This is a genomic window from Mesobacillus maritimus (assembly GCF_044803185.1).
Lineage (GTDB): Bacteria > Bacillota > Bacilli > Bacillales > Cytobacillaceae > Mesobacillus_B > Mesobacillus_B maritimus_B.
Window position 1 is genome coordinate 1,390,024 of the sequence record NZ_CP085225.1, and the last position, 22,421, is coordinate 1,412,444.

A 22,421-nucleotide genomic window follows, 5' to 3' on the forward strand; every position below is an offset into this window, starting at 1 on the left:
CACGACTTATGGGGATTTTTAAGGTGGGTACGTGCGCTCTCTGTGGCGTAAATGTACTATTGAACAGGAAAATCCATATACATAGACTAAAAGTAAAATGGGAGTAGACGTCCTTGAAAAAACAAAATCCCTTGTATAGATGGGTTGTATTTGGTTTAGTCTTGTTCACTTATTTATTCATGTCGGCTCAAAGAACGGCTCCAGGATTAATTACAAATGAAGTCATGCGGGACTTTCAGGTTACCGCCTCAACGATTGGATTACTGGCCAGTATCCAATTTTTTGTTTACACAGGTTTGCAAATTCCGATGGGAATTTTGGCTGATCGGTATGGACCCAACTTTTTCCTCATTATCGGTGCCATTCTCACTGGCATTGGTACGGTCATATACAGTCTCGGGACTCATGAGTTTGTTTTGTTTTTTGCCAGAATTCTAACTGGGATAGGGGATGCAACAATCTGGGTCAATATGGTGTTAATTTTGGGCCGATGGTTTAATGCGAAGGAATTTACGCGGTTAATCGGCGTCGCTGCCATGACGGGAAGCCTGGGTTTTCTGTTAGCGACTGTCCCACTATCAGCTTTGATTGACTTCGTTGGCTGGCGTACAGCATTTTTTTTAACAGGGGTAGTATTGTGTCTATGTGGCATTCTTTTATATTTTGTACTCGTTAAAATTCCGAACCATTCGATCATTGTTAAAAAGGAAATAAAGCGGGAGAAAACGATGGTCCTGCTAAGGAGAATTGTGTCGAATAGACAATCCTGGGCTTTGTTTCTTTGTCACTTTGGACTGGTCGGAACGTATGTAGGCTTTATTGGATCGTGGGCTGTTCCTTATGGGATGAATATGTACGGAATGACCCGTTCAGATGCGAGTCAGCTTGTGTTAATTGGTTTAGTTGGTGCGCTGATTGGTGCTCCTTTATCTGGATACATTTCCAGCCGGTTAGGAATGATTAAACGACCTTATATTATGGTACATCTAATGATTGTATTTTGTTGGTCGATGTTTCTTTTCACTAATGCGAATCCGTCCGTTCATTTCCTCGTTATCCTTTTCTTTGTGATTGGACTAATGTATGGGGCAAATGCCTTAACCTTTGCTACCGTAAGGCAATCTTTTCCGCTCAATGAATCTGGTATTGCCTCAGGTTTTGCGAATACAGGTGGATTTCTGAGTGCTGTCTTGCTACCGACGATTTTTGGATTGGTATTAGATCATTTTAATGGATACTATTACGGATTTATCACCCCGGTTGTGTTCTCAATGATTGGGTTGGTTGGCGTATTGATGATAAAAGAAAAACGACAAGAGGAGAGTGTAAAGCAAAGCTCGCCGTAGGTTTTGGATGAATTTTAATAGATGAGAGGGGAACACCTTATGGTAGTTCCCTGTTTCTTCTGCTCAGTTAAAGACCTTGTCAATCTTAGGTTTATCATAATCTAAAATCCAGTTATGATAGGTTTTATATAAATCTCTTCTTGTTTCGGGTGATGTTGCCAATACATCACAACCGCGATCATCATAAACGTGAAAAATCGTTTTAGTGTTGTTATTAATGAAATATACCCTATGAAAAAGGCTAGGTCTGACTCCTAGGTCCTGATTGCATATTGCTTTTAACAAAGATTTGTATGTAAGTTCATTTGTTTTACATAATAAAGTAAATCTATGTGTTTTATATGTTCCTTCATCGTTATCCTCAGGAAAGATGTAGGGCATCAGTTGATGCTTTAACCTATACAATAACGATTTTTCAACAAAGGGTGAAAAGTTGTTTAGTTTGCGTCTAAGGCTTTTCGTTGTATGAAAATGATTTACATCCAATACGACAAAGATATCATCCGAAGGAGAATGTAAGGCTTCAAACAAAGTAATCGCCCTTTTATAACACTCCAATAGATAAGAATTGGTAGGATCATCATATTCCCTTTTCCACTCTACTCCAAGTTCAAACCGTATCCCAATATCCCAACTGTAAAATAAAGGTGGTTTTAGTTCTAAATTGGGGAATGTTTCGTCCATAAAATCGTTTAAGAGCATCCCAACACCTCATAAAATTAATCTTTCATCTAGAGCCTTGATACGGTCTATTGATAATAAGTCTGTATAACTTCTGGACTCTAAGTTTAGTTAATTGTAACAAACTAGCAGCATAGATAATATAAAACCAGATTCAACAGATGTTTACGAAAAACTATATTAAAAAAGCTTGCAAACTTAAAAATTATTTGCTAATCTGTATGTGTAATCGGTTACACATACGAGGTGAGAAAGTGGCAACCATTAAGGATGTAGCAAAAAAAGCCGGAGTATCAGTGGCGACGGTATCTAGAGCAATCAATGGCAAAGGGTATGTTCATGAGGATACCAGAAAGCAAATTGATGAGGCAATTCGCGAACTGAATTATAAACCAAATGAAGTGGCTCGTTCACTCTTCAATAAAAAGTCCCGTTTAATTGGACTTATTTTACCTGATATTCGCAACCCATTTTTCCCAGAATTGGCTCGGGGAGTGGAGGATGAGATGCAGGAACACGGTTTCAGGCTGATCATCGGAAACGCAGACGAAAAACTGGAAAAAGAACTCGATTATATTGAGACGTTTAAACAAAACAATGTAATCGGTCTCATATCAGCAACGACAAATCAAGTATTGGCTCATTACGAAAATCTTTCTTTTCCGCTCGTGTTGCTCGACAGAACTTCGGATGAGCACCCTTCGGTCTATGCGAACGGCTTGGACGGGGGAAGGCTGGCGGCGAAAGAATTGGTGAATCGAGGATGTAAGCGGATTAGTGTGCTGAAGGGGCCTGTTGAAACCCAGACGGCTCGAGACCGTTTTAAAGGAGCGGTCGATGAACTTTATACCGCAAATGTTCATTTCGATGTGATGACAACTTCTTTTGCTTTTCAAGAGGCGGAATATTGGGCGAAGGAACTATTCTCGAAATATCCTGATACGGATGGGGTCATCGCCAGCAATGATGTCGTGGCCGCTGCAGTTCTTCATGAAGCGCACCGGTTAGGAAAGCAGATCCCAGAAGAGTTGCAAATCATCGGTTATGATGATATCCCATTCAGTCAATTTTTATATCCGCCCTTATCAACTATAAGGCAACCTGCTTATGAAATGGGAAGGGAAGCCGCGAAATTATTGATAAAGTTTATGGACGGAAAAAAGGTGGAGAACAAAAACATTCTGCTACCTGTTCAATTCATTGAAAGACAAACCACAAGAAAGGTAGAGAGAAATGACTAAACTTGTTGTAATTGGAAGTTCTTCTATGGACTTGGTTGTAACGGCCGACAAGCGGCCCGAAAAAGGAGAGACCCTCCTTGGACAATCATTTAAAACGGTACCAGGTGGGAAGGGGGCCAACCAAGCGGTTGCAGCCTCTAGGTTGGGCGCCGAGGTGTACATGATTGGTTGTGTCGGTGAGGATGAGTTTGGAAAAATCATTCTAGATAATTTTAAAAAGAATGGTGTTCATACGAACTATGTGAAACCGGTTACACATATAGAGACCGGAACAGCCCACATCACCCTAGCGGAAGGCGACAATAGCATCATCGTTGTCGAAGGGGCAAATCGATATGTAACACCTGAATACATTGAAACTGCCTTAGATGTGATCTTATCGGCAGATATGGTCCTTATCCAACAGGAAATTCCGGAAGAGACGGTTGAATATGTTGCTCAAATTTGCCATGAAAAAGGGACTCCGCTGCTATTGAACCCTGCACCGGCAAGACCTGTCAGCCAGGCTGTTATCGAAAAGGCAACGTATATTACGCCGAATGAAACCGAGGCGGGTGTCCTGTTTTCAGGCGAAGAACCAAGCGAAGCAATGAAAAAGTTTCCTAATAAGGTTTTTATAACTGAAGGGAAAAAGGGTGTTCGTTTCCATGACGGCGTGAAAGAAGTACTTGTTCCTTCTTATCCGGTCGAGGCAGTGGATACCACTGGAGCGGGCGATACCTTTAATGGTGCCATTGCGGTTGCTCTTTCGGAAGGGAAAAGTCTGCAGGACAGTCTTGCTTTTGCAAACCGAGCTGCGTCTCTTTCAGTAACGAAATTTGGAGCTCAGGGTGGAATGCCAACGAGAGCCGAAGTAGAAGGGAGCTTGTAGAATGAAAAAGCATGGCATCTTAAACAGTTCGATTTCAAAGGTTCTTGCAGACCTTGGACATACAGATTATATCGTGATTGCGGACGCAGGTTTACCTGTTCCGCAAGGAGTTCTTAAGATTGATTTAGCGTTAAAAGCAGGAACTCCTTCCTTTCAAGAAGTAGTTGATGCAATTGCCGATGACATGGTGATTGAAAAAGTGGGAATCGCTTCTGAAATCCATGGTGCAAATGTGGAGGCAGCTACTTATATAACGGAAAAGTTTTCGGAAATTGATAGATTGGAAGTTTCGCATGAGGAATTGAAAAGGTTGACTGGACAGGCGAAAGCGGTAATCCGCACCGGGGAAGTCACGCCATATGCGAACTGTATTCTTTATTCGGGCGTATTTTTTTAATTAGAAGCTGAGGTGATCAACATGCATATTACCATGCAGGGAATTTATAAAGCGTTCGGAACAAACCAAGTGCTAACAGGGGTGGATTTCGAGTTAAAAGAAGGCGAAGTTCATGCACTGATGGGGGAGAATGGCGCAGGAAAGTCGACGATGATGAATGTGCTGACCGGCCTTCATTCTCTTGATAAAGGAAAGATTACGGTTGACGGGAGAGAAACATATTTTAAAAGTCCGAAAGAAGCGGAGCAAGCAGGGGTTACCTTTATTCATCAAGAACTTAACATCTGGCCGGAAATGACCGTACTCGATAATATGTTCATTGGCAAAGAGCCAAAAAACGCTTTCGGTTTAATCGATTCAGCGAAAATGAAAAGGCTTGCAACCGAACAGTTTGCGAGATTGGATGTTTCATTGCCTCTTGATCAAGAGGCAGGGAGTTGTTCAGTTGGGGAACAGCAAATGATTGAGATTGCTAAGGCATTGATGACCAAAGCAAGAGTCATCATCATGGATGAACCAACGGCAGCTTTGACCGAACGTGAAATCAAAAAACTGTTTGAAGTGATCTCTTCATTGAAAAAAGAAGGAGTCTCCATTGTTTACATCTCACACAGAATGGAAGAAATTTTTGCGATTTGTGACCGAATTACGGTGATGCGTGATGGAAAAACAGTGGACACAAAACCGATACCGGAAACGAATTTCGAAGAGGTTGTGAAGAAAATGGTCGGGCGTGAATTGACAGACCGCTTCCCGCAACGAAATTCAATTCCAGGTGAAACCGTTCTTGAGGTGAAAAATTTAACAGGGAAGGATTTTCGGAATGTCAATTTTTCCATTCGTTCCGGTGAAATCGTTGGTGTTTCCGGTTTAATGGGGGCAGGAAGAACCGAAATCATGCGCGGCATCTTTGGGTTAGATGCGCTTGAAAGTGGCGAAGTGATTTTAAATGGTAAGAAAGTGACCATTAAAAATGCCAACCAAGCCGTTAACCTGGGGATTGGTTTTATCACAGAGGACCGTAAAGACGAGGGTTTGGTACTGGACTTTTCGATTAAAGACAACATTGCGTTGCCGTCACTACACAGCTTTGCGCCAAAAGGACTCATAAAAGAGAAAGACGAAAAGAATTTCGTTGAAATGCTAATTAAACGACTTACCGTTAAAACTGAATCAGCTGACACAAGAGTCGGTGATTTGTCAGGAGGAAATCAGCAAAAGGTTGTTATTGCGAAATGGATTGGCATCAGCCCGAAAGTATTGATTTTAGATGAGCCGACACGAGGGGTCGATGTCGGAGCCAAGCGAGAGATTTACCAACTGATGAATGAACTGACTGATAGAGGAGTTGCCATCATCATGGTTTCGTCGGAATTACCTGAAGTACTAGGGATGAGCGACCGAATTTTGGTTGTTCACGAAGGCAAAATCACAGGAGAACTGCCAAAAGAAAATGCAACACAAGAAAACATTATGACACTAGCAACAGGAGGCCAGTGAAATGAAAGCAAACAATGAAGTTTTAAATGGTAGCAAGGGGAACCTCCTCCAAACAATCACACAAAAACTTGGTCCTTTCCTTGGGCTATTAATCTTAGTTATTTTTGTTTCAATCATGAACCCAAGCTTTTTAGAGCCACTTAATATCCTGAATTTATTACGTCAGGTTTCAATCAATGCCTTAATTGCTTTTGGGATGACGTTTGTTATTTTAACTGGCGGAATTGACTTATCCGTAGGGGCAATTCTTGCTCTATCGAGTGCGTTAACGGCGGGAATGATTGTTTCCGGCATTGATCCGATGCTTGCGATTTTAATTGGAGCTCTTTTAGGGGCAATCTTTGGAGCAGTGAACGGTCTCCTAATCACAAAAGGAAAAATGGCTCCGTTTATCGCGACGTTAGCAACAATGACTTTGTTCAGAGGACTTACACTTGTTTATACAGAAGGAAATCCGATTACAGGATTAGGCGATAATATACTATTCCAATTATTTGGTCGAGGCTATTTTCTAGGAATACCTGTACCTGCGGTGACGATGATCGTAACGTTTGTTGTGCTATATATTCTTCTTCATAAAACACCGTTTGGTCGTAAAACATATGCGATTGGTGGAAATGAAAAGGCGGCGTTGATTTCTGGAATCAAGGTCCCACGTGTGAAAGTTTTGATTTACAGCTTGTCTGGTTTTCTTGCTGCTTTAGCGGGAGCGATTTTAACATCTCGTCTAAACTCAGCGCAACCGACGGCAGGGGAATCGTATGAATTGGATGCGATTGCAGCAGTAGTTTTAGGTGGGACAAGCCTTTCAGGGGGGAAAGGAAGAATCTTTGGGACGATGATTGGGGTATTGATCATCGGTGTCCTCAATAATGGTTTGAACCTTCTTGGCGTATCGTCCTTCTATCAACAGGTTGTCAAAGGGATTGTTATCATTATTGCGGTGTTACTTGACCGTAAAAAATCAGCCTAGGAGGAGACATAATGAAAAAATTATTGGCTTTATTTTTAACGTTATCACTTGTCGTTTTATCCGCCTGCTCGATGGAACCGCCTGCCTGGGCGAAGCCAGACCGAGATGGAAAGGATCTAGAAGATTTGAAAATTGGGTTGTCGGTTTCGACGTTAAATAATCCGTTCTTCGTATCGTTGAAGGATGGTGTGGTAAAAGAAGCAGAAGCGCTAGGGATTGAAGTGAAAATTGTTGATGCTCAAGATGATTCTGCAAAGCAAATCAACGACGTGGAAGATTTAATTCAGCAAGGTGTCGACGTGCTGTTAATCAACCCAACGGATTCTGCGGCAATTTCTACTGCGGTTCAATCGGCGAACAGCATTGGCATTCCTGTAATCACACTTGACCGTTCTGCTGATAAAGGCGAGGTTGAAGCGTTGGTTGCTTCCGATAATGTCAAGGGCGGCGAAATGGCGGCTGAATATATCGTTGAACAACTTGGTGAAGGCGCGTTAGTAGCGGAACTAGAAGGAGTTCCTGGTGCATCCGCGACACGTGAGCGTGGAACAGGTTTCCATAACATTGCCGATGAAAAGTTAGAAATCGTTGCGAAACAAGCAGCTGATTTTGATCGAACAAAAGGGTTAAATGTTATGGAAAACATCATTCAAGCAAACCCAGACATCAAAGCCGTTTTCGCTCATAATGACGAAATGGCGCTTGGTGCAATTGAAGCGATAAATAGTTCAGGCAGAGACATCATGGTGATTGGGTTTGATGGAAATGACGATGCCCTTAAAGCCATTGAAGCTGGTCAACTTGAGGCGACCGTTGCTCAGCAGCCAGATCTCATTGGACAGCTAGCCGTTCAAGCAGGGCTTGATGTGGTACAAGGGAAAAAAGTAGAGAAGAATATTCCAGCACCGTTGAAGCTAGTTACAATTAATGAATAAAAAACTTTAAAAACGAATGGGGGCGACCTTATTCGTTTTTTTTATGGGTCAAATGATGAAAGCTTGCTCCCAAAGAGGGGGGCTATTTCCGATAATGGGAGCAAGGGTAAAGGCAGCATGAAGTACCTTTGTGCTGCCTTTCATTTTGGTAGATTGTGAAGGTTGGTCGCAAGGTCATGATAAAAACGATAAAGGTCCTTGAATCCAATATTATCAGCGCTTCCGATTCCGATGAAATCGAAATGGTCCCAACCATTATGAACGGGAACCCAATTCCAAACTCCTTGTTGCGCATCTCCGTCATAGCGCTTATGAGGATGCCCCATTGGATATTTTGCTGACGAGACACTGACAATACCATCATTCGGCCACCATGTCTCATCAATAACAGGTTCGGGGTTATTTCTTTTATACGAACCAATAAAGAAACTAGAGTTTCTCATTAAAGGATTCATTGATAGCCTAGGAATTGAACGACCCGTATAGTGTTCCTTGTAGGTTGCTTTCCCAGTATAGGAAAAGTAATAAACGTCAGGGTGCGTGTTCACCCATTGGTTGATTTCTGCTGCACCCCAGGTGGTCAAGTCATGAGAGCTGATATCCTTACTATCCCAAACGGAACTCTTGTAGACTCGTTCTATATACATTAAAAACGATTCCCCGAGCTTACGCCTCAGTCCCCAGTGGTCAAGCTTATAATCATAGACAAGTGTTTCGGTATTTGCTCCTGTTAGACTTGCAGCTCTAAGAATCATTTCTTGCATGAGCGGGGCAAGGCGTTCCTCATCCGCGAATGTGGAACCGTTATGAGGCGTCCCAATCGTTGTCACACTATGAACCCAATCTTTTCCGCCTTCGAATAAGGGGGAAAGACCATCTTCCGGATGCTCGCGGTAGTGTTGTCTTTCTGCTTTAGAGCCATTTTTAAGCAGTTCAACAAGAGTTCTTGCTGTTTGACCGCCCATGCTATGGCCAATTAAATGAATCTTATAATCTGCATCCCATTGTCTGTAGATCCCGGCATAGGTCCGTCCGTAGCGGTTGTGACCATATTTTTTTGCATGAGCGGCCCCGTAGTCTACCGTTCCACCTTTAATGTAATAATAAAGCTCGACAGCTCGGTCATAATTGCTTGAAACAGGACCCACTGTGGCGGTATAGGTGATGTGTCCAGTTTCATTCAGATTACGTTCGACGTCTTTAACGCCACCCCAATAGTTAATTCCTGCCATTTCGTCCTTTCCCCAGCCAGTCAAGCCATGAACGAGTACCAGGGGAAACTCATTTCCGGTGGTTTTCCCGGTGTCTTTCCTAATCGTAGCAAAAGGCAGGGTACAAAGACTAGATATCGGTAAAGCGTTTGCAAAACAAGAAGATAAAAGCTGTGCCAAACCCAAAACCCCCTTTATTCTATTAAAATACTCCAAGATTGTATTTTCGCTATGAATTCATTGAAAACCTGCTAGATATAGAAAAACACTTTTATCTAAATGGTTGAGTGATTCAGTTCATGGATTCAAGATCGTACCATGTATAATAAAAAAAGGGAAAACCCTCTCAGGACTTATACCCGTAAGATAGTAGGGAAGAGTTCATGAGAAGCTTGCTTAAGGACAAAAACCTGGTAATAAATCAAAAAAGTGTCCATGAGAGGCCCGCTCAAGGACAAAAACCTGGTAAGAAAGCAAACAAGTGTCCATGAGAGGCCCGCTCAAGGACAAAAACCTAGTAATAAAGCAAACAAGTGTCCATGAGAAGCCCGCTCAAGGACAAAAACCTAGTAATAAATCAAAAAAGTGTCCATGAGAGGACCGCTCAAGGACAAAAACCTAGTAAGAAAGTGAAAAAGTGTCCATGAGAGGCCTGCTCAAGGACAAAAAACAGGTAAGAAAGCAAAAAAGTGTCCATGAGAGCCCGCTCAAGGACAAAAACCTAGTAAGAAAGCAAACAAATGCCCATGAGAAGCTCGCTCAAGGACAAAGACCTGGTAAGAAAGCAAAAAAGTGTCCATGAGAAGCCCGCTCAAGGACAAAACCCTAGTAAGAAAGCAAAAAAGTGTCCATGAGAAGCCCGCTCAAGGACAAAAACCTAGTAAGAAAGCAAAAAGTGTCCATGAGAAGCCCGCTCAAGGACAAAAACCTAGTAAGAAAGAAAAAAAGTGTCCATGAGAGGCCCGCTAAAGGACAAAAAGCTAGTAAGAAAGCAAAAAAGTGTCCATGAGAGGCCCGCTCAAGGACAAAAACCTAATAAGAAAGCAAACAAGTGTCCATGAGAAGCTCGCTCAAGGACAAAAACCTAGTAAGAAAGCAAAAAAGTGTCCATGAGAAGCCCGCTCAAGGACAAAGACCTAGTAAGAAAGTAAAAAAGTGTTCATGAGAGGCAGCTCAAGGATGAGATTGTATGAGTGGATGAATCGGTCCGTGTTAATAAAATTATTGAGGTGATGGTAGCCTATGACAATGGTGAAAGAGTATCCAAAACTAGAAACGGATAGAACGATTCTTCGTGTTTTAACGCAGAATGATGCCAAGGAGGTATTAAAGCATTTCTCAGATCCTGTTGTCACAAGGTTTATGGATATTGAACCGTGTAAGGATTTAAATGAAGCAGAAGAAATCATTCAATATCATGTCGATGATCTTGGCTATAGATGGGGAATAGTTGAAAAGGTCCATGGTGGTTTTATTGGGACAATTGGCTTTCATTATCTTAGACAAACGGATGAAAAAAAAATTATTGCCGAGATTGGCTTTGATTTATCGAAAGGTTACTGGGGAAAAGGATATATGACAGAGGTTATAAAGGCTGTCATTTTATTTGGGTTTACAAGAATGGGGCTTGATGTAATAGATGCAACCGTTGAACCCAATAATGAAAAGTCAATTAAAATCATGGAAAAGTTCGGGTTTAAAAGGGACGTTGAATTGAGAGAACAATTATTATACTATTCTTTACACCGGTTGGATAATAAACCAATATAATTTTAAAAAAAACAGAAGGCTAGCCACTAGAATGAAGGGTGCGCTAGCTTTTTAAATGAGAGGCAACTGACAATGTTTGCTAGTGTTATTATTTATGTAATTTGTAGGACCTTTAGGATAGGATAACCTGTTAGAAATGTAGGAGTTAAACTATACGAAGTAGAATAGTTACTTTTAGGTTGATTTCGCTAATAAGTTTGAGGAAAGAGCCTAAAATAAGTTGTGAAAGTGGTGTTTAAATGACGGTAGTTCCACCGAGCTTAGCGAGATTGATTGATGGATATTCATGGGAACAAATTACCATTGGTCATTCTGAGGCAATGACATACTTATTGAAAGACATAGCCGATAATCAGTATCTAAAAATACAACCTATTCATTCTATAGAAAACCTCTTTGATGAAAAAGAAAAAATAGAGTGGTTACAAGGGAAGCTCTCAGTACCGGATGTCCTTTATTATGGAAAGTATGAAGCAAACGAATATTTACTAGTTTCCGAAATAAAAGGAATCAACGCTTCCGATAAAAGCTATGAAGCGGACATACGGTTATTGATGCAACTTTTGGGTGCAGGGCTAAAAACATTTCATAGTTTAAGTATCGAAAATTGTTCTTTTGATCAAAGATTAGAAGTGAAATTGGAAGAGGCAAAAAGAAGAGTTGATAATGGACTGGTTGATGAAGAAGATTTTGATGAGAAAAGAAAAGGTTTAAAAGCAAAGGAGCTGTATAAAGAACTGATTTCAAATAAACCAAATAATGAGGATCTAGTCTTTACTCATGGTGACTATTGCTTACCGAATATTATTATAGATAAGGGGAAGGTAAGTGGCTTTATCGATCTGGGAAGAGCAGGAGTTGCCGATAGATATCAAGATTTAGCTCTAGCAATAAGGAGTATTACTAGTAATTTTGGTAGTGAGTATATCCCTTTTTTTCTAAAGGAATATGGTTTAAAAGAATTAGACGAAACAAAGGTAGCATATTATCAACTGATGGATGAGTTTTTTTGAGATAGGGCTACATTGGTGTTCTTTTAAAGCTTTTACTTCAAGCTACGAAACAAAAGATAAGTATTTAAAGGGATGAATAGATTGAAGAAATTTTCAAAAAGGAATTTAGTATTAATAGAAGTTTTACTGGTCATCGTAGCTTTTTCAATCTTTTACTTCTGGAATAGTGATGAAGTGAAAAAGGTTGAGGAGGAAAAAACAGTACTAATCTTAAGTGAAAATGATTTACATGAACAATTGCCCCTGACAAAGAGGGTGGAAGAGGACGATACAAAACTTGAAACGATTGCTTATCGTTTATGGTATGATTTGATGGCAAACTTTAAGGATAGTGGTCAACTTACTCATGCTTCTTTTACTAGATTTCAATTTTTAGAGGGAGACGATGAGGCCTTTAAAGTTGCTGTAATTTTCCAAGTGCAGCTAGGAGAAGATGTGCAAAAAACGAATTGGGGTAAGGTTGAGGAGGACCGATTTCTTCGTGGTATGGTATGGGAGTTGAACATCAAGAAAGCGGAGGATCGAACATATACGTTAGAAACGATCGAGAAATTAACAGATCCTTATGTTGGGTTACCACCTGTTCAGGATAGCGAGGATTATAGAAATGAAGTGGGTATACCAGAGGTGAATGAAGAGCACAGGTATGAAATTGTCGATGGTAGATTAAAAGTGACCTATAACAACGGGGGAGATTGGGTAGAGGTACCGGTCAATATTGAGGAACTTTTTGAAGGGGATTATAATGGAACGACAAGTGAATTGATAGATGGAAGTTATGTCATACATCCGGAAAGAACCGCTTTTGTTATTGGTGGAAATGAAACGGTGCGCGTACTACTTTCCACTGACCAAGGGAGTACATGGGAGGAGGTTTTCGTAACGGATGAGTTGCCAGGTGTTCGGTTGCGCTATTTAGGCTTTACCTCTGAACAGGATGGGTATCTCATCGTCACAGGTTATCGGACAATGTCTAGTGAAGGACATGTAGTTTTTAAAACAAATGATGGTGGCCAATCATGGTATAAGATAGAGTCAGTAACGGAGACAATGTCATTGGTTACAGATGCTGGGTTTATCAACAATGAAATAGGGTTTCTTTCTTTTGGTTCATTCAATTGGGAAGGTCAACCACCAAGACCATGGCTCTACCGTACGGGTGATGGGGGAAACACTTGGGAAGAAGTTGCGGTCCCGATTCCAGACGAATACAAGGGATATTTTACAGAAGCAGAAGTACCGGTATTTAATGAAGATCAAGGAACATTACTGGTGAATCAAGGACCAAATGGGGATTATTTAGGAGGGAATCTACTAGCGAAATTCACTTCTGAAGATAAGGGCAAGACCTGGACGTTTGCCGGCTTGGTGGACGTGGACGGAGTACTTGGGTTTTAATTGCTTTAGAAAACGGAAGCTTCACGACAATTTAATTTATCATCCTGTAAAAGTCTAAGGGTCGAGGGTGTTAGGCAAAATCGCCCTCTCTACCTATTGTTTACTCATTCTGATTTTGATCATATTATTGGGTACGGAGCTTTTCCAGAGGCGAAGGTAATCGCCAGTCAAGCCTTCGACAGTAAATCAGATCAGAAAAAAGAGCGAATCGTCGAAGAAATTAAGAGTTTTGATGATGAGTACTATGTCTCAAGGGATTATCCTATTTCATTCCCAGAGGTAGATTTCCCAATAAAGGGAGACGAACATTGTATGCAAATCGGACAGACAACATTAACTTTTTTTCAAGCCGCTGGTCATAATGATGATGGCCTTTTCACGATCATTGAACCATTTGGTATCTTGATTGCAGGAGACTATTTTTCTGATATTGAATTTCCTTATATTTATTTTAATAGCAAAGAATACGAGAGAACGATTAGAAAATTGGATGATATTCTTACAAAGTTTACTATACAGCTGCTGGTTACGGGTCACGGCAATCCGACAAGAGACCGGTCTGAAATGAAAAACCGAAAACAGGTGTCACTTGATTATATAGAGAAAATGCGGGAATTTGTGATAGGAAACGATGAATCGGGCAGCATGGAATTAATTGAAGACTGCAAATTTCCTAGGAATATGAAGAAGTTCCATAAACAGAACTATTCTTTATTTGAAAAAGAACATTTAAATGACGATAAAAAACGCTGTTGATGTCAAAGTCAACAGCGTTTTTTTAGTATCAGGTTTTTAAGTTTATACATACCGATTGCGCCCGGATAACATCCCAAATACCATCACAACCATAGAAACGACAATCAGGGCAGTAAGGGGGAAGGTCCACAAATGGGTGAGATCATATAAATACCCAATAAAAAACGGTCCGACGGCTGCAAGTAGGTATCCTGTGGATTGAGCCATTCCGGATAATTCTGCTGCCTGACGGCCATTCCGAGCACGAAGGCCAATATAGCTGAGGGCCAATGGGAAACTGCCACCCAAGGCGAGTCCGATTAAAATAATACTTACAATTAAGATGGGATAGGAGGTTCCTAGCAATAATCCCGTATATCCTAATACTGAGAAACAACTCAACGCGAACGAAATCCATACTTGCGATTGGAAACGTCCTGCGAGCATAGGAATGAAGAAACTAGCGGGTAACCCTACTAATTGAGTGAGAGAAAGCATCCATCCTGCGGTTTCCATACTCATTCCCTGACTTTGTAAAATTTCCGGTAACCAAGAAATCGTGACATAAAATAAAAAGGATTGAAACCCCATAAAGATGGCTATTTGCCACGCAAGCGGTGAACGCCAGATTGTACTCGAACTAGGGACGACTTCTTTTATGACACTACGATTTTTTTGATTTTGTTTGAAAAGGAAAATCCACAGGATGATCGCGACGACAGCAGGAATCGCCCACACTACTTGAGCCCCTTGCCACCCCAGGTTTAAATCCACTGCTAAAGGAACACTAATTCCAGATGCTAAGGATGCGATCAATCCCATCGAAGTGGAATAGACACTGGTCATTAATCCGAATTTCTGTGGGAATTTATCCTTCACTACCGCTGGCAAAAGAACATTTCCGATCGCGATACCTACCCCAACTAAAAAAGTCCCAGTGAACAGGAGGGTGGCTGTTGGGATGGATCGAATGAGAATGCCAACGAATAAGGATGTTAATCCAAGTAATAATGTCATCTCATTTGTTAGTTTAGTTGCTATTTTAGGAACAAGCGGTGACATCACAGCGAAAACGACTAGGGGCAGGCTCATCAATAATCCTGCGCTCCAGTGGGCAAGTCCAACATCTTCCTGAATCATGCCGACCAACGGTCCTAAGGAGGTAATCGCTGGGCGTAAATTAAAGGCTACAAGCACAATCCCCGCTATGAATAAATAAAGGTAAGTGTTTTTTGGATTGACTTTTGATTGCGATAACTCCAAAGAAGTAACTCCTCTCCAAATGTTAAACCTTATAAATTATAGCATAATAGGAGAAATGGGGAGGGTTTCCATTTTTCTTACGCTTGGGCTGATGTTTTTTTGCTGTTTTAATTTGGATTACATCATACGTTAATTGGTATTGTTGCAACCCATCCACGTGGGACAATGTACCTGTCCCCTTGTCCCTACTTCTTTTCTTTGTTGTATTGGTCGATTCCTTTTTTGAAGATCTCCAGGATGATGTCGTGTTGGGTTTTGCTGACGATGTGGTTTTTAATTTCGTTTAATTCAGCGACCAAATCAGCATCAAGATGGAGGTTGACGGTTTTGCCTTTATCCTTTGGGGATATTTCGAGTGCACCGGCTTTTTCTTTGACTTGACCATGTACAAGCATTTCTTCTGTGAACATGGCTTTCTCTGGGATGAATATCCGCTCGCCTTCAAAGAATATTTCCGTTAAGTCTTCCTTAAAGGAGATATCAATCGGATTATTGGCGTCTCGATTTGCTTCTCTAATTTTTCGAGCGGTCTCCTGGTTTGGTACGTTGTTTTCGAGCCTAATTTTTGCTTTCATCTATATTCACATCCCCAGTGGCAAGAGTTAAATCTCGCTCATTCATTTCTTTTAAAATTTCAAACGTGCCTTCGATTTGAATCGTATATAGAAACTCTCCTTTATTAAGCTGGTAGTCAACTACGATGCCAATCGTTTGACTATCATCAGGATTCATTATCTGAACACGATCAAGTATATCGAATTCAGGCAATAAAAATCCTTTTTCATATAAGAAGGTAAATGCTTGTACTTTAGGGTAGACGAAGCGTTTCTTTCCTTGTTTGGATTGAAGTGCCCAAAACTTTTCTTTTTCGTCAATTACATCACCTAAATAGCCCTCATCCGCCCACCTTTTTATCGTAGACATATTTACTTTTTTACCGACTTTTTTATAAATCAGATCAACAATTTCCTTAGAAGAAACATATTTTGTTCGTTCTTTTTCTTGTTCATCTAATGCGCTTAGTTCTTCCCGTAATTGAGTCAGTTCTTCTTGGTATGCCTTTATTTTTTCTTCGATTGTTTTTATGTTGTCTTCTAACGCAGTCCTTTTCAACCTTGTTCACTTCTTCCCCTAATAATCTTTCCGAAAATTAAATCTACCCTTATTTTACAATAAATGAGTGAAAAAAATAATTTTTTTGAATCAATTTTAATTTAATGTGAACTTTAATTTTCTAACGAAAAAATCAAGATATATAAACAGATGGTTTGGATATCAAAAACAACTAATCATTATTTGATTTAATATAAAGTATAATATAAATGCAATCAATAGTATTGACAACTAATTATTGATATCATACTATTATTTTAAGAATATTAAGACAAAAAAGGAAGCCGCAAAGTACTAAACAGGAAGCAATGGAGGGATTCCGTAAATGAAAGTTTCAGAAAAAACCAAAAACTTAAAAAACCTTATTGGTGAAAACTGGACAACATCGTCGACTGGCCAAACGTTTGTAGTGACAAATCCAGCTGATAGCAGAATGGAATTAGGAATTTGCCAGCAGTCAAATGAGCAAGATGTCTTTGAGGCGGTGGAAGTAGCGAAGAAGGCATTGAAAACGTGGAAAAAAGAAGCGGCGCCGGAACGCGGACAATATATTTTACGTGCTGCTGCTTATATTGAAGAGCGGGTAGATGAGTTTATTAATCAATTAATCTTAGAAGTTGGGAAATCCTATGCGGATGCAAAGGCAGAAGTCATCAGGACCATTCGAGCGATGAGGTACTTGGCAGGGGAAGCTGAGCGATTAACAGGGGAGACGATTCCTTCATGGGACAAAGAAGTCATTGGTTATACAAAGCGAGAAGCAATTGGAGTCGTCGGAATTATTACTCCTTGGAATGTTCCACTCGCGATCGCGGCTTGGAAAATTGCCACCGCTCTTTCATGCGGATGTACGGTCATTTTTAAACCTTCCAGCCAAACTCCAATCGTCAGTTCCTGGTTAGTGGAAGCTTACAGAGAAACAGGGTTGCCAGCTGGTGTGATTAATTTTGTTACTGGGCCAGGGTCTTCAGTGGGGAATGCAATTGCCAACCATCCTGATATAAAAGCCATCTCTTTTACCGGTTCAAATGGTGTTGGTGTAGCAATCAATCAACTCGTTGCAAAACGGGGAGCGCGTTTCCAAGCAGAAATGGGTGGGAAAAACCCATTTGTCGTGTTGGAAGATGCGGATTTGGATTTAGCAACGGATCACGCAATTGCCGGCGGATTTGGGGAAAGTGGCCAGCGCTGTACCGCCACAAGTCGGATTATTGTTCTAAGGTCGATTGCGGAGGAATTTATCGCCTTGCTTAAACAGAAAGTGGAGAACCTGAACGTGGGCAATCCAATCGAAGAAGGAACACAAATGGGTCCAGTGATTGACGAAGGTTCCATGAAGAGTATTTTGGACTATATAGAGATTGCTAAAAAAGAAAACGGAGTATTGGTAACAGGAGGAAAACGCTTGACAGAAGGCGATTATGCTCATGGTTATTTCGTAGCTCCAACGGTTTTTAGAAATATCACTCCTGATATGACAATTGCTCAGGAAGAAATCTTTGGTCCGGTCATCAGTGTGATGATTGCGGAGGATTTTGAACAAGCAATGGAATGGGCGAATAACGTCGAGTACGGGTTATCCTCGACGATTTACACAAATGATTTGGAAAAATCAATGCAGTTTATCAACAATATTGAAGCTGGGTTTACCCATGTGAATATGCCTTCTACCTATAGCGAGCCACAGTTCCCGTTTGGCGGCATTAAAGGGACAGGAATAGGTGGATATCGGGAAGTAGGGAGTACAGCGATTGATTTTTATACAGAGTACAAAACGGTTTATATCAAGCCGCACGGAAATAAGTAAGGAGGGGATTGTATGCATTTAAACCGCGTGAAAAATAAGAAGATATCCTTAGATGATTTAAGAGTGAACTTTAACGAAATTGAACCTGCTTTAACTCAAAAGGAAGCAATGGATGAAGCCAACCGCTGTCTTTACTGTTATGACGCACCCTGTATTAAAGCTTGTCCAACAGACATTAACATTCCATCTTTTATTAAGAAAATTGCCTCTGGTAATTTGAAGGGATCAGCAAAGGTCATCATGGAAGCAAACCCTGTCGGTGCGAGCTGTGCGCGCGTTTGTCCAACAGAGGAATTATGTGAAGGTGCCTGTGTCCTAAATGATGCCTCTCTTCCAATCATGATTGGAAATCTCCAACGACATGCAACCAACTGGGCAATTCAAAACAACCAACAGTTATTTAAAGCGGGTGATGCCAATGGAAAATCAGTCGCGATTATTGGTGGTGGTCCTGCAGGTTTATCTGCGGCGCGTGAATTAGCCCGTATTGGATATGAAGTGACCATTTACGAAGCAAAAGAAAAAGCTGGCGGCTTGGATACACATGGGATTGTTTCCTTCCGTTTGCCTCAAGAAGTCTCTTTATGGGAAGTCGAACAAGTTGAAAATCTTGGAGTTACGATTCATACGAATACCATGGTTGGAAGGGATATCGCGGTAGACGAAATTCTCACTAACTATGATGCTGTGATTCTAGCAATTGGAATGTCAAAAGTGCCGATGCTTGGCATCGAAGGGGAAGAGGCGGAAGGCGTGCATGATGCGATTGATTTCGTCGAAAACACGAAGACTCCTCCGCTCGACCATCAATTTATCGGCAAGAAAATCGTCATCATTGGAGCCGGAAATACAGCCATTGATGCGGCAACCTGTTCTGTACGCCTTGGGGCCGGAGATGTAAGGATGGTCTACCGTAGAACAGAAGCGGAAATGACGGCTTACGAGTTTGAATACGAATTTGCCAAGCAAGACGGTGTGGAATTCCGCTGGCTGACACAACCAACGAAAATTGTGACAGACGAACATGGCAAAGTGAGAGCATTACAGTGCGTGCGGATGGAACTAGGTGAGCCGGATGAATCAGGCCGTCGTCGCCCAATCGAAGTACCAGATTCAGAGTTTACGATGGAAGTAGACGCCGTAATCAAAGCGATTGGCCAAAGTCGTTATGTATCTTTAATTGAGGAACTTGGTTTAGAACATAACCGTGGCATCGTAAAAATTAATCAAGAAACACATGAGACATCCAATCCAAAGGTTTACGCTGCAGGCGATGTGATCTTTGGGGATGGTCAGGGAGATGCAATGGTTGTAACAGCCGCTCAACAAGGGAAGTTAACGGCACATGCCATTCATCAAAAATTCATTTCAGCAGATAAAGTGGCAGTTGAAAATGCATAAGTCAATTTTAAAATAGGCAGGAGGAATTTGAATGGCAGATTTACGTGTAAACTTTGCCGGCATTAAAGCGCCGAATCCATTTTGGTTGGCTTCAGCTCCCCCAACCAACTCAGGCTACCAGGTGCAAAGAGCCTTTGAAGCAGGATGGGGCGGAGCCGTGTGGAAAACACTAGGGGACCCAATCTTGAATGTATCTTCTCGTTTTGCAGGAACGAGTTATAACGGACAGCGCGTGGCTGGTTTTAACAATATTGAGTTGATTACCGATCGTCCATTAGAGGTCAACTTAAAAGAAATCTATGAAACGAAAAAGAGATTTCCCAACCATGCGGTCATTGCTTCACTAATGGTCGAGCCAAACCAAAAGGCTTGGCATGAAATTGTCAAAAGAGTTCAGGATGTTGGGGTCGATGGGTTTGAATTAAACTTTGGTTGTCCTCACGGCATGGCTGAGCGCGGCATGGGTGCAGCTTCTGGTCAGGTTCCTGAGTTAGTGGAGAAACAAACGTATTGGGCAAAGGAAGTCGCAGAGGTACCAGTAATCGTTAAGCTCACACCGAATATTACCGATATTACCTCAACCGCTTATGCAGCGGTCCAAGGTGGGGCTGATGCCATCAGTATGATTAATACGATTAATAGTTTAGCAGGAGTCGATCTTGATTCTTGGAACACGATTCCAAACGTTGCCGGCAAAGGGGCACATGGTGGGTATTGTGGGCCAGCTGTTAAGCCAATTGCCTTAAATATGGTCGCCGAATGTGCGCGTAACCCTGAGATCAACGTTCCGATTTCCGGAATGGGAGGAGTATCCGACTGGAAGGACGCAGTTGAATTTATGCTTATGGGTGCTGGCAGCATCCAGGTTTGTACCGCTGCGATGCATCATGGCTTTAGCATTGTTGAGGATATGATTGATGGATTGAACAACTATCTCGATGACAAAGGGATTGTGAACTTAGATGGAATTGTCGGAAAGTCTGTTGAGAAGTATTCAGACTGGGGCAATCTTGATTTGAATTACAAAGTCGTAGCACGCATTAACAATGATACCTGTATCAACTGTAACAAGTGTCATATCGCCTGTGAAGATACCTCCCACCAATGTATCGATATGCTTAAGGATGAATCTGGGAAAGCGATGCTTCGTGTCCGTGAAGAGGATTGCGTAGGTTGTAACTTATGTTCAATTGTTTGTCCGGTGGATGGAGCGATTGATATGATCGAAATTCCTAACGGCGAACCGATGACATGGAATGAACGCCAAGCAGCTATTAAACTTACGGTCTAACATAGGTAACTAGTTAAACAGAAGGAGGAAATAATAGATGAAAAAATTAATCAAAAACGGAGTAGTTGTAACAGCAGCCGATCAATATGAAGCAGATGTACTAATTGAAGATGGAAAAATTGCAGCCATTGGGAAGAATTTTTCCGAAAATGTAGATGAAATCATCGACGCAAAAGGCGCTTATTTATTCCCAGGTGGAATTGATCCACATACCCATCTGGAAATGCCCTTTGGTGGAACTGTAACAGCGGATGACTTTGAAACAGGGACCATCGCTGCTGCTTACGGTGGAACAACAACCGTGATTGACTTCTGTTTAACAGATAAAGGGGTACCACTAAAGAATTCAATTCAAAAATGGCATGATAAATCCAAGGATAAGGCTGTCATTGACTACGGCTTCCATTTGATGGTGAGTGAGGTAAATGAAAATGTCTTAAATGAACTCCCAACCATTATTGAAGAAGATGGAATTACCTCTTTTAAAGTGTTCATGGCTTATAAAAATCAATTCATGGCGGATGATGAAACATTGTTCCGTACCCTTTTAACAGCGAAAGAACATGGTGCACTTGTTATGGTCCATGCTGAAAATGGCGATGTTGTCGACTATCTCGTTAAAAAAGCTCTTGCAGACGGAAATACGGACCCCATTTATCATGCGTTAACAAGGCCTCCTGAAGCAGAAGGAGAAGCGACTGGAAGAGCGGCAGCATTAACAGGCCTTGCGGATTCCCAGTTGTATGTCGTTCACGTTTCCTGTGCGGAAGCGGTAGAGAAAATTGAGGCGGCACGTAAAAAAGGCTTGCATGTCTACGGAGAAACTTGTCCGCAATATCTAGTGCTTGATCAATCTTATCTGGAGAAGCCAAACTTTGAAGGTGCGAAGTATGTATGGTCGCCCCCACTTCGTGAAAAGTGGAACCAAGACGTATTATGGAATGCACTGAAGAGCGGTCAGCTTCAGACATTAGGTTCTGATCAATGTTCGTTTAATTTTAAAGGCCAGAAGGACCTGGGAAAAGGTGATTTCTCTAAGATTCCAAATGGTGGCCCAATTATCGAAGACCGTTTCAGCTTGTTCTACTCTGAAGGGGTAAAAAAGGGCCGCATCTCCATCAATCAATTTGTTGATATTGTCTCTACACGCATTGCCAAGTTGTTTGGATTGTTCCCGCAAAAAGGAACGATCGCGGTTGGCAGCGATGCTGATATCGTCATCTTTGATCCAAATGCAGAAAGAACCATTTCGGCTGAAACGCATCATATGAACGTGGACTACAATGCGTTTGAAGGAATGAAAGTAACCGGAGAACCAATTTCTGTTTTATCACGAGGCGAGTTTGTTATTCGCGATAAAGCATTTGTTGGAAATCCTGGAAGTGGGCAGTATTTAAAGCGCAAACGCTTTGAGAGAGCAACCGCCACAACAGCTCAGAAGGTATTGCAATAGCGTAATGCCTAACAGAATAGGA

Annotated in this window: 19 protein-coding genes and 1 pseudogene; 15 read left to right on the top strand and 5 right to left on the bottom strand. The window is 41.4% G+C overall.

The window, feature by feature from the left end:
* Nucleotides 1-113 precede the first annotated feature (113 nt).
* Complete coding sequence (locus LG336_RS06750) at nucleotides 114-1,346, top strand: nitrate/nitrite transporter (RefSeq protein ID WP_404331797.1); 1,233 nt, start codon at nucleotides 114-116, stop codon at nucleotides 1,344-1,346.
* Between the two features lie 63 nt (nucleotides 1,347-1,409).
* Here LG336_RS06750 and LG336_RS06755 read toward each other — a convergent pair whose 3' ends face one another.
* A complete protein-coding gene (locus tag LG336_RS06755) occupies nucleotides 1,410-2,048 on the bottom strand; it encodes a DUF3885 domain-containing protein (protein WP_404331798.1) in 639 nt (212 codons plus the stop codon).
* Between the two features lie 233 nt (nucleotides 2,049-2,281).
* Between LG336_RS06755 and LG336_RS06760 the strand changes: the two genes are divergently transcribed.
* The 6 genes from LG336_RS06760 to rbsB are packed head-to-tail and all read left to right on the top strand — an operon-like array spanning nucleotide 2,282 to nucleotide 7,944.
* A complete protein-coding gene (locus LG336_RS06760; protein WP_404331799.1) occupies nucleotides 2,282-3,268 on the top strand; it encodes a LacI family DNA-binding transcriptional regulator in 987 nt (328 codons plus the stop codon).
* Complete coding sequence (rbsK, locus tag LG336_RS06765) at nucleotides 3,261-4,139, top strand: ribokinase (RefSeq protein WP_404331800.1); 879 nt, start codon at nucleotides 3,261-3,263, stop codon at nucleotides 4,137-4,139. The genes LG336_RS06760 and rbsK overlap by 8 nt, the downstream gene beginning before the upstream one ends.
* Nucleotide 4,140: 1 nt before the next feature.
* Complete coding sequence (rbsD, locus tag LG336_RS06770; protein ID WP_404331801.1) at nucleotides 4,141-4,536, top strand: D-ribose pyranase; 396 nt, start codon at nucleotides 4,141-4,143, stop codon at nucleotides 4,534-4,536.
* A 21-nt stretch (nucleotides 4,537-4,557) separates the two neighbouring features.
* The gene (locus LG336_RS06775) at nucleotides 4,558-6,036 is read left to right on the top strand and encodes a sugar ABC transporter ATP-binding protein (RefSeq protein WP_404331802.1); all 1,479 of its coding nucleotides are present in this window, start codon (nucleotides 4,558-4,560) and stop codon (nucleotides 6,034-6,036) included.
* A 1-nt stretch (nucleotide 6,037) separates the two neighbouring features.
* On the top strand, nucleotides 6,038-7,009 hold the full coding sequence (gene rbsC / locus LG336_RS06780) for a ribose ABC transporter permease RbsC (RefSeq protein ID WP_404331803.1): 972 nt from the start codon (nucleotides 6,038-6,040) through the stop codon (nucleotides 7,007-7,009).
* Between the two features lie 11 nt (nucleotides 7,010-7,020).
* Entirely contained in the window at nucleotides 7,021-7,944 is a 924-nt protein-coding gene (gene rbsB, locus LG336_RS06785; RefSeq protein ID WP_404331804.1) for a ribose ABC transporter substrate-binding protein RbsB, read from the top strand.
* A gap of 140 nt (nucleotides 7,945-8,084) precedes the next feature.
* Here rbsB and LG336_RS06790 read toward each other — a convergent pair whose 3' ends face one another.
* Complete coding sequence (locus tag LG336_RS06790) at nucleotides 8,085-9,335, bottom strand: esterase/lipase family protein (protein WP_404331805.1); 1,251 nt, start codon at nucleotides 9,333-9,335, stop codon at nucleotides 8,085-8,087.
* 1,062 nt (nucleotides 9,336-10,397) lie between these two features.
* On the opposite strand from LG336_RS06790, the gene LG336_RS06795 reads away from it, so the two are divergent.
* The 4 genes and pseudogenes from LG336_RS06795 to LG336_RS06810 form a co-directional block, all read left to right on the top strand.
* On the top strand, nucleotides 10,398-10,925 hold the full coding sequence (locus LG336_RS06795; RefSeq protein ID WP_404331807.1) for a GNAT family N-acetyltransferase: 528 nt from the start codon (nucleotides 10,398-10,400) through the stop codon (nucleotides 10,923-10,925).
* 239 nt (nucleotides 10,926-11,164) lie between these two features.
* Nucleotides 11,165-11,938: an APH(3') family aminoglycoside O-phosphotransferase gene (locus tag LG336_RS06800; RefSeq protein ID WP_404331808.1), complete on the top strand. Its 774-nt coding sequence runs from the start codon at nucleotides 11,165-11,167 to the stop codon at nucleotides 11,936-11,938.
* An 81-nt stretch (nucleotides 11,939-12,019) separates the two neighbouring features.
* Entirely contained in the window at nucleotides 12,020-13,336 is a 1,317-nt protein-coding gene (locus tag LG336_RS06805; protein WP_404331809.1) for a WD40/YVTN/BNR-like repeat-containing protein, read from the top strand.
* 48 nt (nucleotides 13,337-13,384) lie between these two features.
* Nucleotides 13,385-14,092 (top strand): annotated as a pseudogene (locus LG336_RS06810) (MBL fold metallo-hydrolase); the annotation flags it as partial.
* 42 nt (nucleotides 14,093-14,134) lie between these two features.
* Here the strand turns inward: LG336_RS06810 and LG336_RS06815 are convergent.
* The 3 genes from LG336_RS06815 to LG336_RS06825 form a co-directional block, all read right to left on the bottom strand.
* Nucleotides 14,135-15,334: a CynX/NimT family MFS transporter gene (locus LG336_RS06815; protein WP_404331811.1), complete on the bottom strand. Its 1,200-nt coding sequence runs from the start codon at nucleotides 15,332-15,334 to the stop codon at nucleotides 14,135-14,137.
* 185 nt (nucleotides 15,335-15,519) lie between these two features.
* Nucleotides 15,520-15,909 (bottom strand): hypothetical protein, encoded by a 390-nt coding sequence (locus LG336_RS06820; protein ID WP_404331812.1) that lies wholly within the window; start codon nucleotides 15,907-15,909, stop codon nucleotides 15,520-15,522.
* Nucleotides 15,893-16,447: a hypothetical protein gene (locus LG336_RS06825; protein WP_404331813.1), complete on the bottom strand. Its 555-nt coding sequence runs from the start codon at nucleotides 16,445-16,447 to the stop codon at nucleotides 15,893-15,895. The genes LG336_RS06820 and LG336_RS06825 overlap by 17 nt, the downstream gene beginning before the upstream one ends.
* A 325-nt stretch (nucleotides 16,448-16,772) precedes the next feature.
* On the opposite strand from LG336_RS06825, the gene LG336_RS06830 reads away from it, so the two are divergent.
* The 4 genes from LG336_RS06830 to hydA are packed head-to-tail and all read left to right on the top strand — an operon-like array spanning nucleotide 16,773 to nucleotide 22,399.
* Entirely contained in the window at nucleotides 16,773-18,254 is a 1,482-nt protein-coding gene (locus LG336_RS06830) for an aldehyde dehydrogenase family protein (protein ID WP_404331814.1), read from the top strand.
* Nucleotides 18,255-18,266: 12 nt separating this feature from the next.
* On the top strand, nucleotides 18,267-19,655 hold the full coding sequence (locus tag LG336_RS06835) for an NAD(P)-dependent oxidoreductase (RefSeq protein WP_404331815.1): 1,389 nt from the start codon (nucleotides 18,267-18,269) through the stop codon (nucleotides 19,653-19,655).
* Between the two features lie 31 nt (nucleotides 19,656-19,686).
* On the top strand, nucleotides 19,687-20,946 hold the full coding sequence (gene preA / locus LG336_RS06840) for an NAD-dependent dihydropyrimidine dehydrogenase subunit PreA (protein ID WP_404331816.1): 1,260 nt from the start codon (nucleotides 19,687-19,689) through the stop codon (nucleotides 20,944-20,946).
* A 37-nt stretch (nucleotides 20,947-20,983) separates the two neighbouring features.
* The gene (gene hydA / locus LG336_RS06845; RefSeq protein ID WP_404331817.1) at nucleotides 20,984-22,399 is read left to right on the top strand and encodes a dihydropyrimidinase; all 1,416 of its coding nucleotides are present in this window, start codon (nucleotides 20,984-20,986) and stop codon (nucleotides 22,397-22,399) included.
* Nucleotides 22,400-22,421: the final 22 nt, after the last annotated feature.

Excerpts from the sequence above, each read along its gene's own strand:
- LG336_RS06755 (WP_404331798.1), bottom strand. The coding sequence starts at position 2,048 with ATGCTCTTAAACGATTTTATGGACGAAACATTCCCCAATTTAGAACTA.
- rbsK (WP_404331800.1), top strand. The coding sequence starts at position 3,261 with ATGACTAAACTTGTTGTAATTGGAAGTTCTTCTATGGACTTGGTTGTA.
- rbsD (WP_404331801.1), top strand. The coding sequence starts at position 4,141 with ATGAAAAAGCATGGCATCTTAAACAGTTCGATTTCAAAGGTTCTTGCA.
- LG336_RS06775 (WP_404331802.1), top strand. The coding sequence starts at position 4,558 with ATGCATATTACCATGCAGGGAATTTATAAAGCGTTCGGAACAAACCAA.
- rbsC (WP_404331803.1), top strand. The coding sequence starts at position 6,038 with ATGAAAGCAAACAATGAAGTTTTAAATGGTAGCAAGGGGAACCTCCTC.
- rbsB (WP_404331804.1), top strand. The coding sequence starts at position 7,021 with ATGAAAAAATTATTGGCTTTATTTTTAACGTTATCACTTGTCGTTTTA.
- LG336_RS06795 (WP_404331807.1), top strand. The coding sequence starts at position 10,398 with ATGACAATGGTGAAAGAGTATCCAAAACTAGAAACGGATAGAACGATT.
- LG336_RS06800 (WP_404331808.1), top strand. The coding sequence starts at position 11,165 with ATGACGGTAGTTCCACCGAGCTTAGCGAGATTGATTGATGGATATTCA.
- LG336_RS06820 (WP_404331812.1), bottom strand. The coding sequence starts at position 15,909 with ATGAAAGCAAAAATTAGGCTCGAAAACAACGTACCAAACCAGGAGACC.
- LG336_RS06830 (WP_404331814.1), top strand. The coding sequence starts at position 16,773 with ATGAAAGTTTCAGAAAAAACCAAAAACTTAAAAAACCTTATTGGTGAA.
- LG336_RS06835 (WP_404331815.1), top strand. The coding sequence starts at position 18,267 with ATGCATTTAAACCGCGTGAAAAATAAGAAGATATCCTTAGATGATTTA.
- preA (WP_404331816.1), top strand. The coding sequence starts at position 19,687 with ATGGCAGATTTACGTGTAAACTTTGCCGGCATTAAAGCGCCGAATCCA.
- hydA (WP_404331817.1), top strand. The coding sequence starts at position 20,984 with ATGAAAAAATTAATCAAAAACGGAGTAGTTGTAACAGCAGCCGATCAA.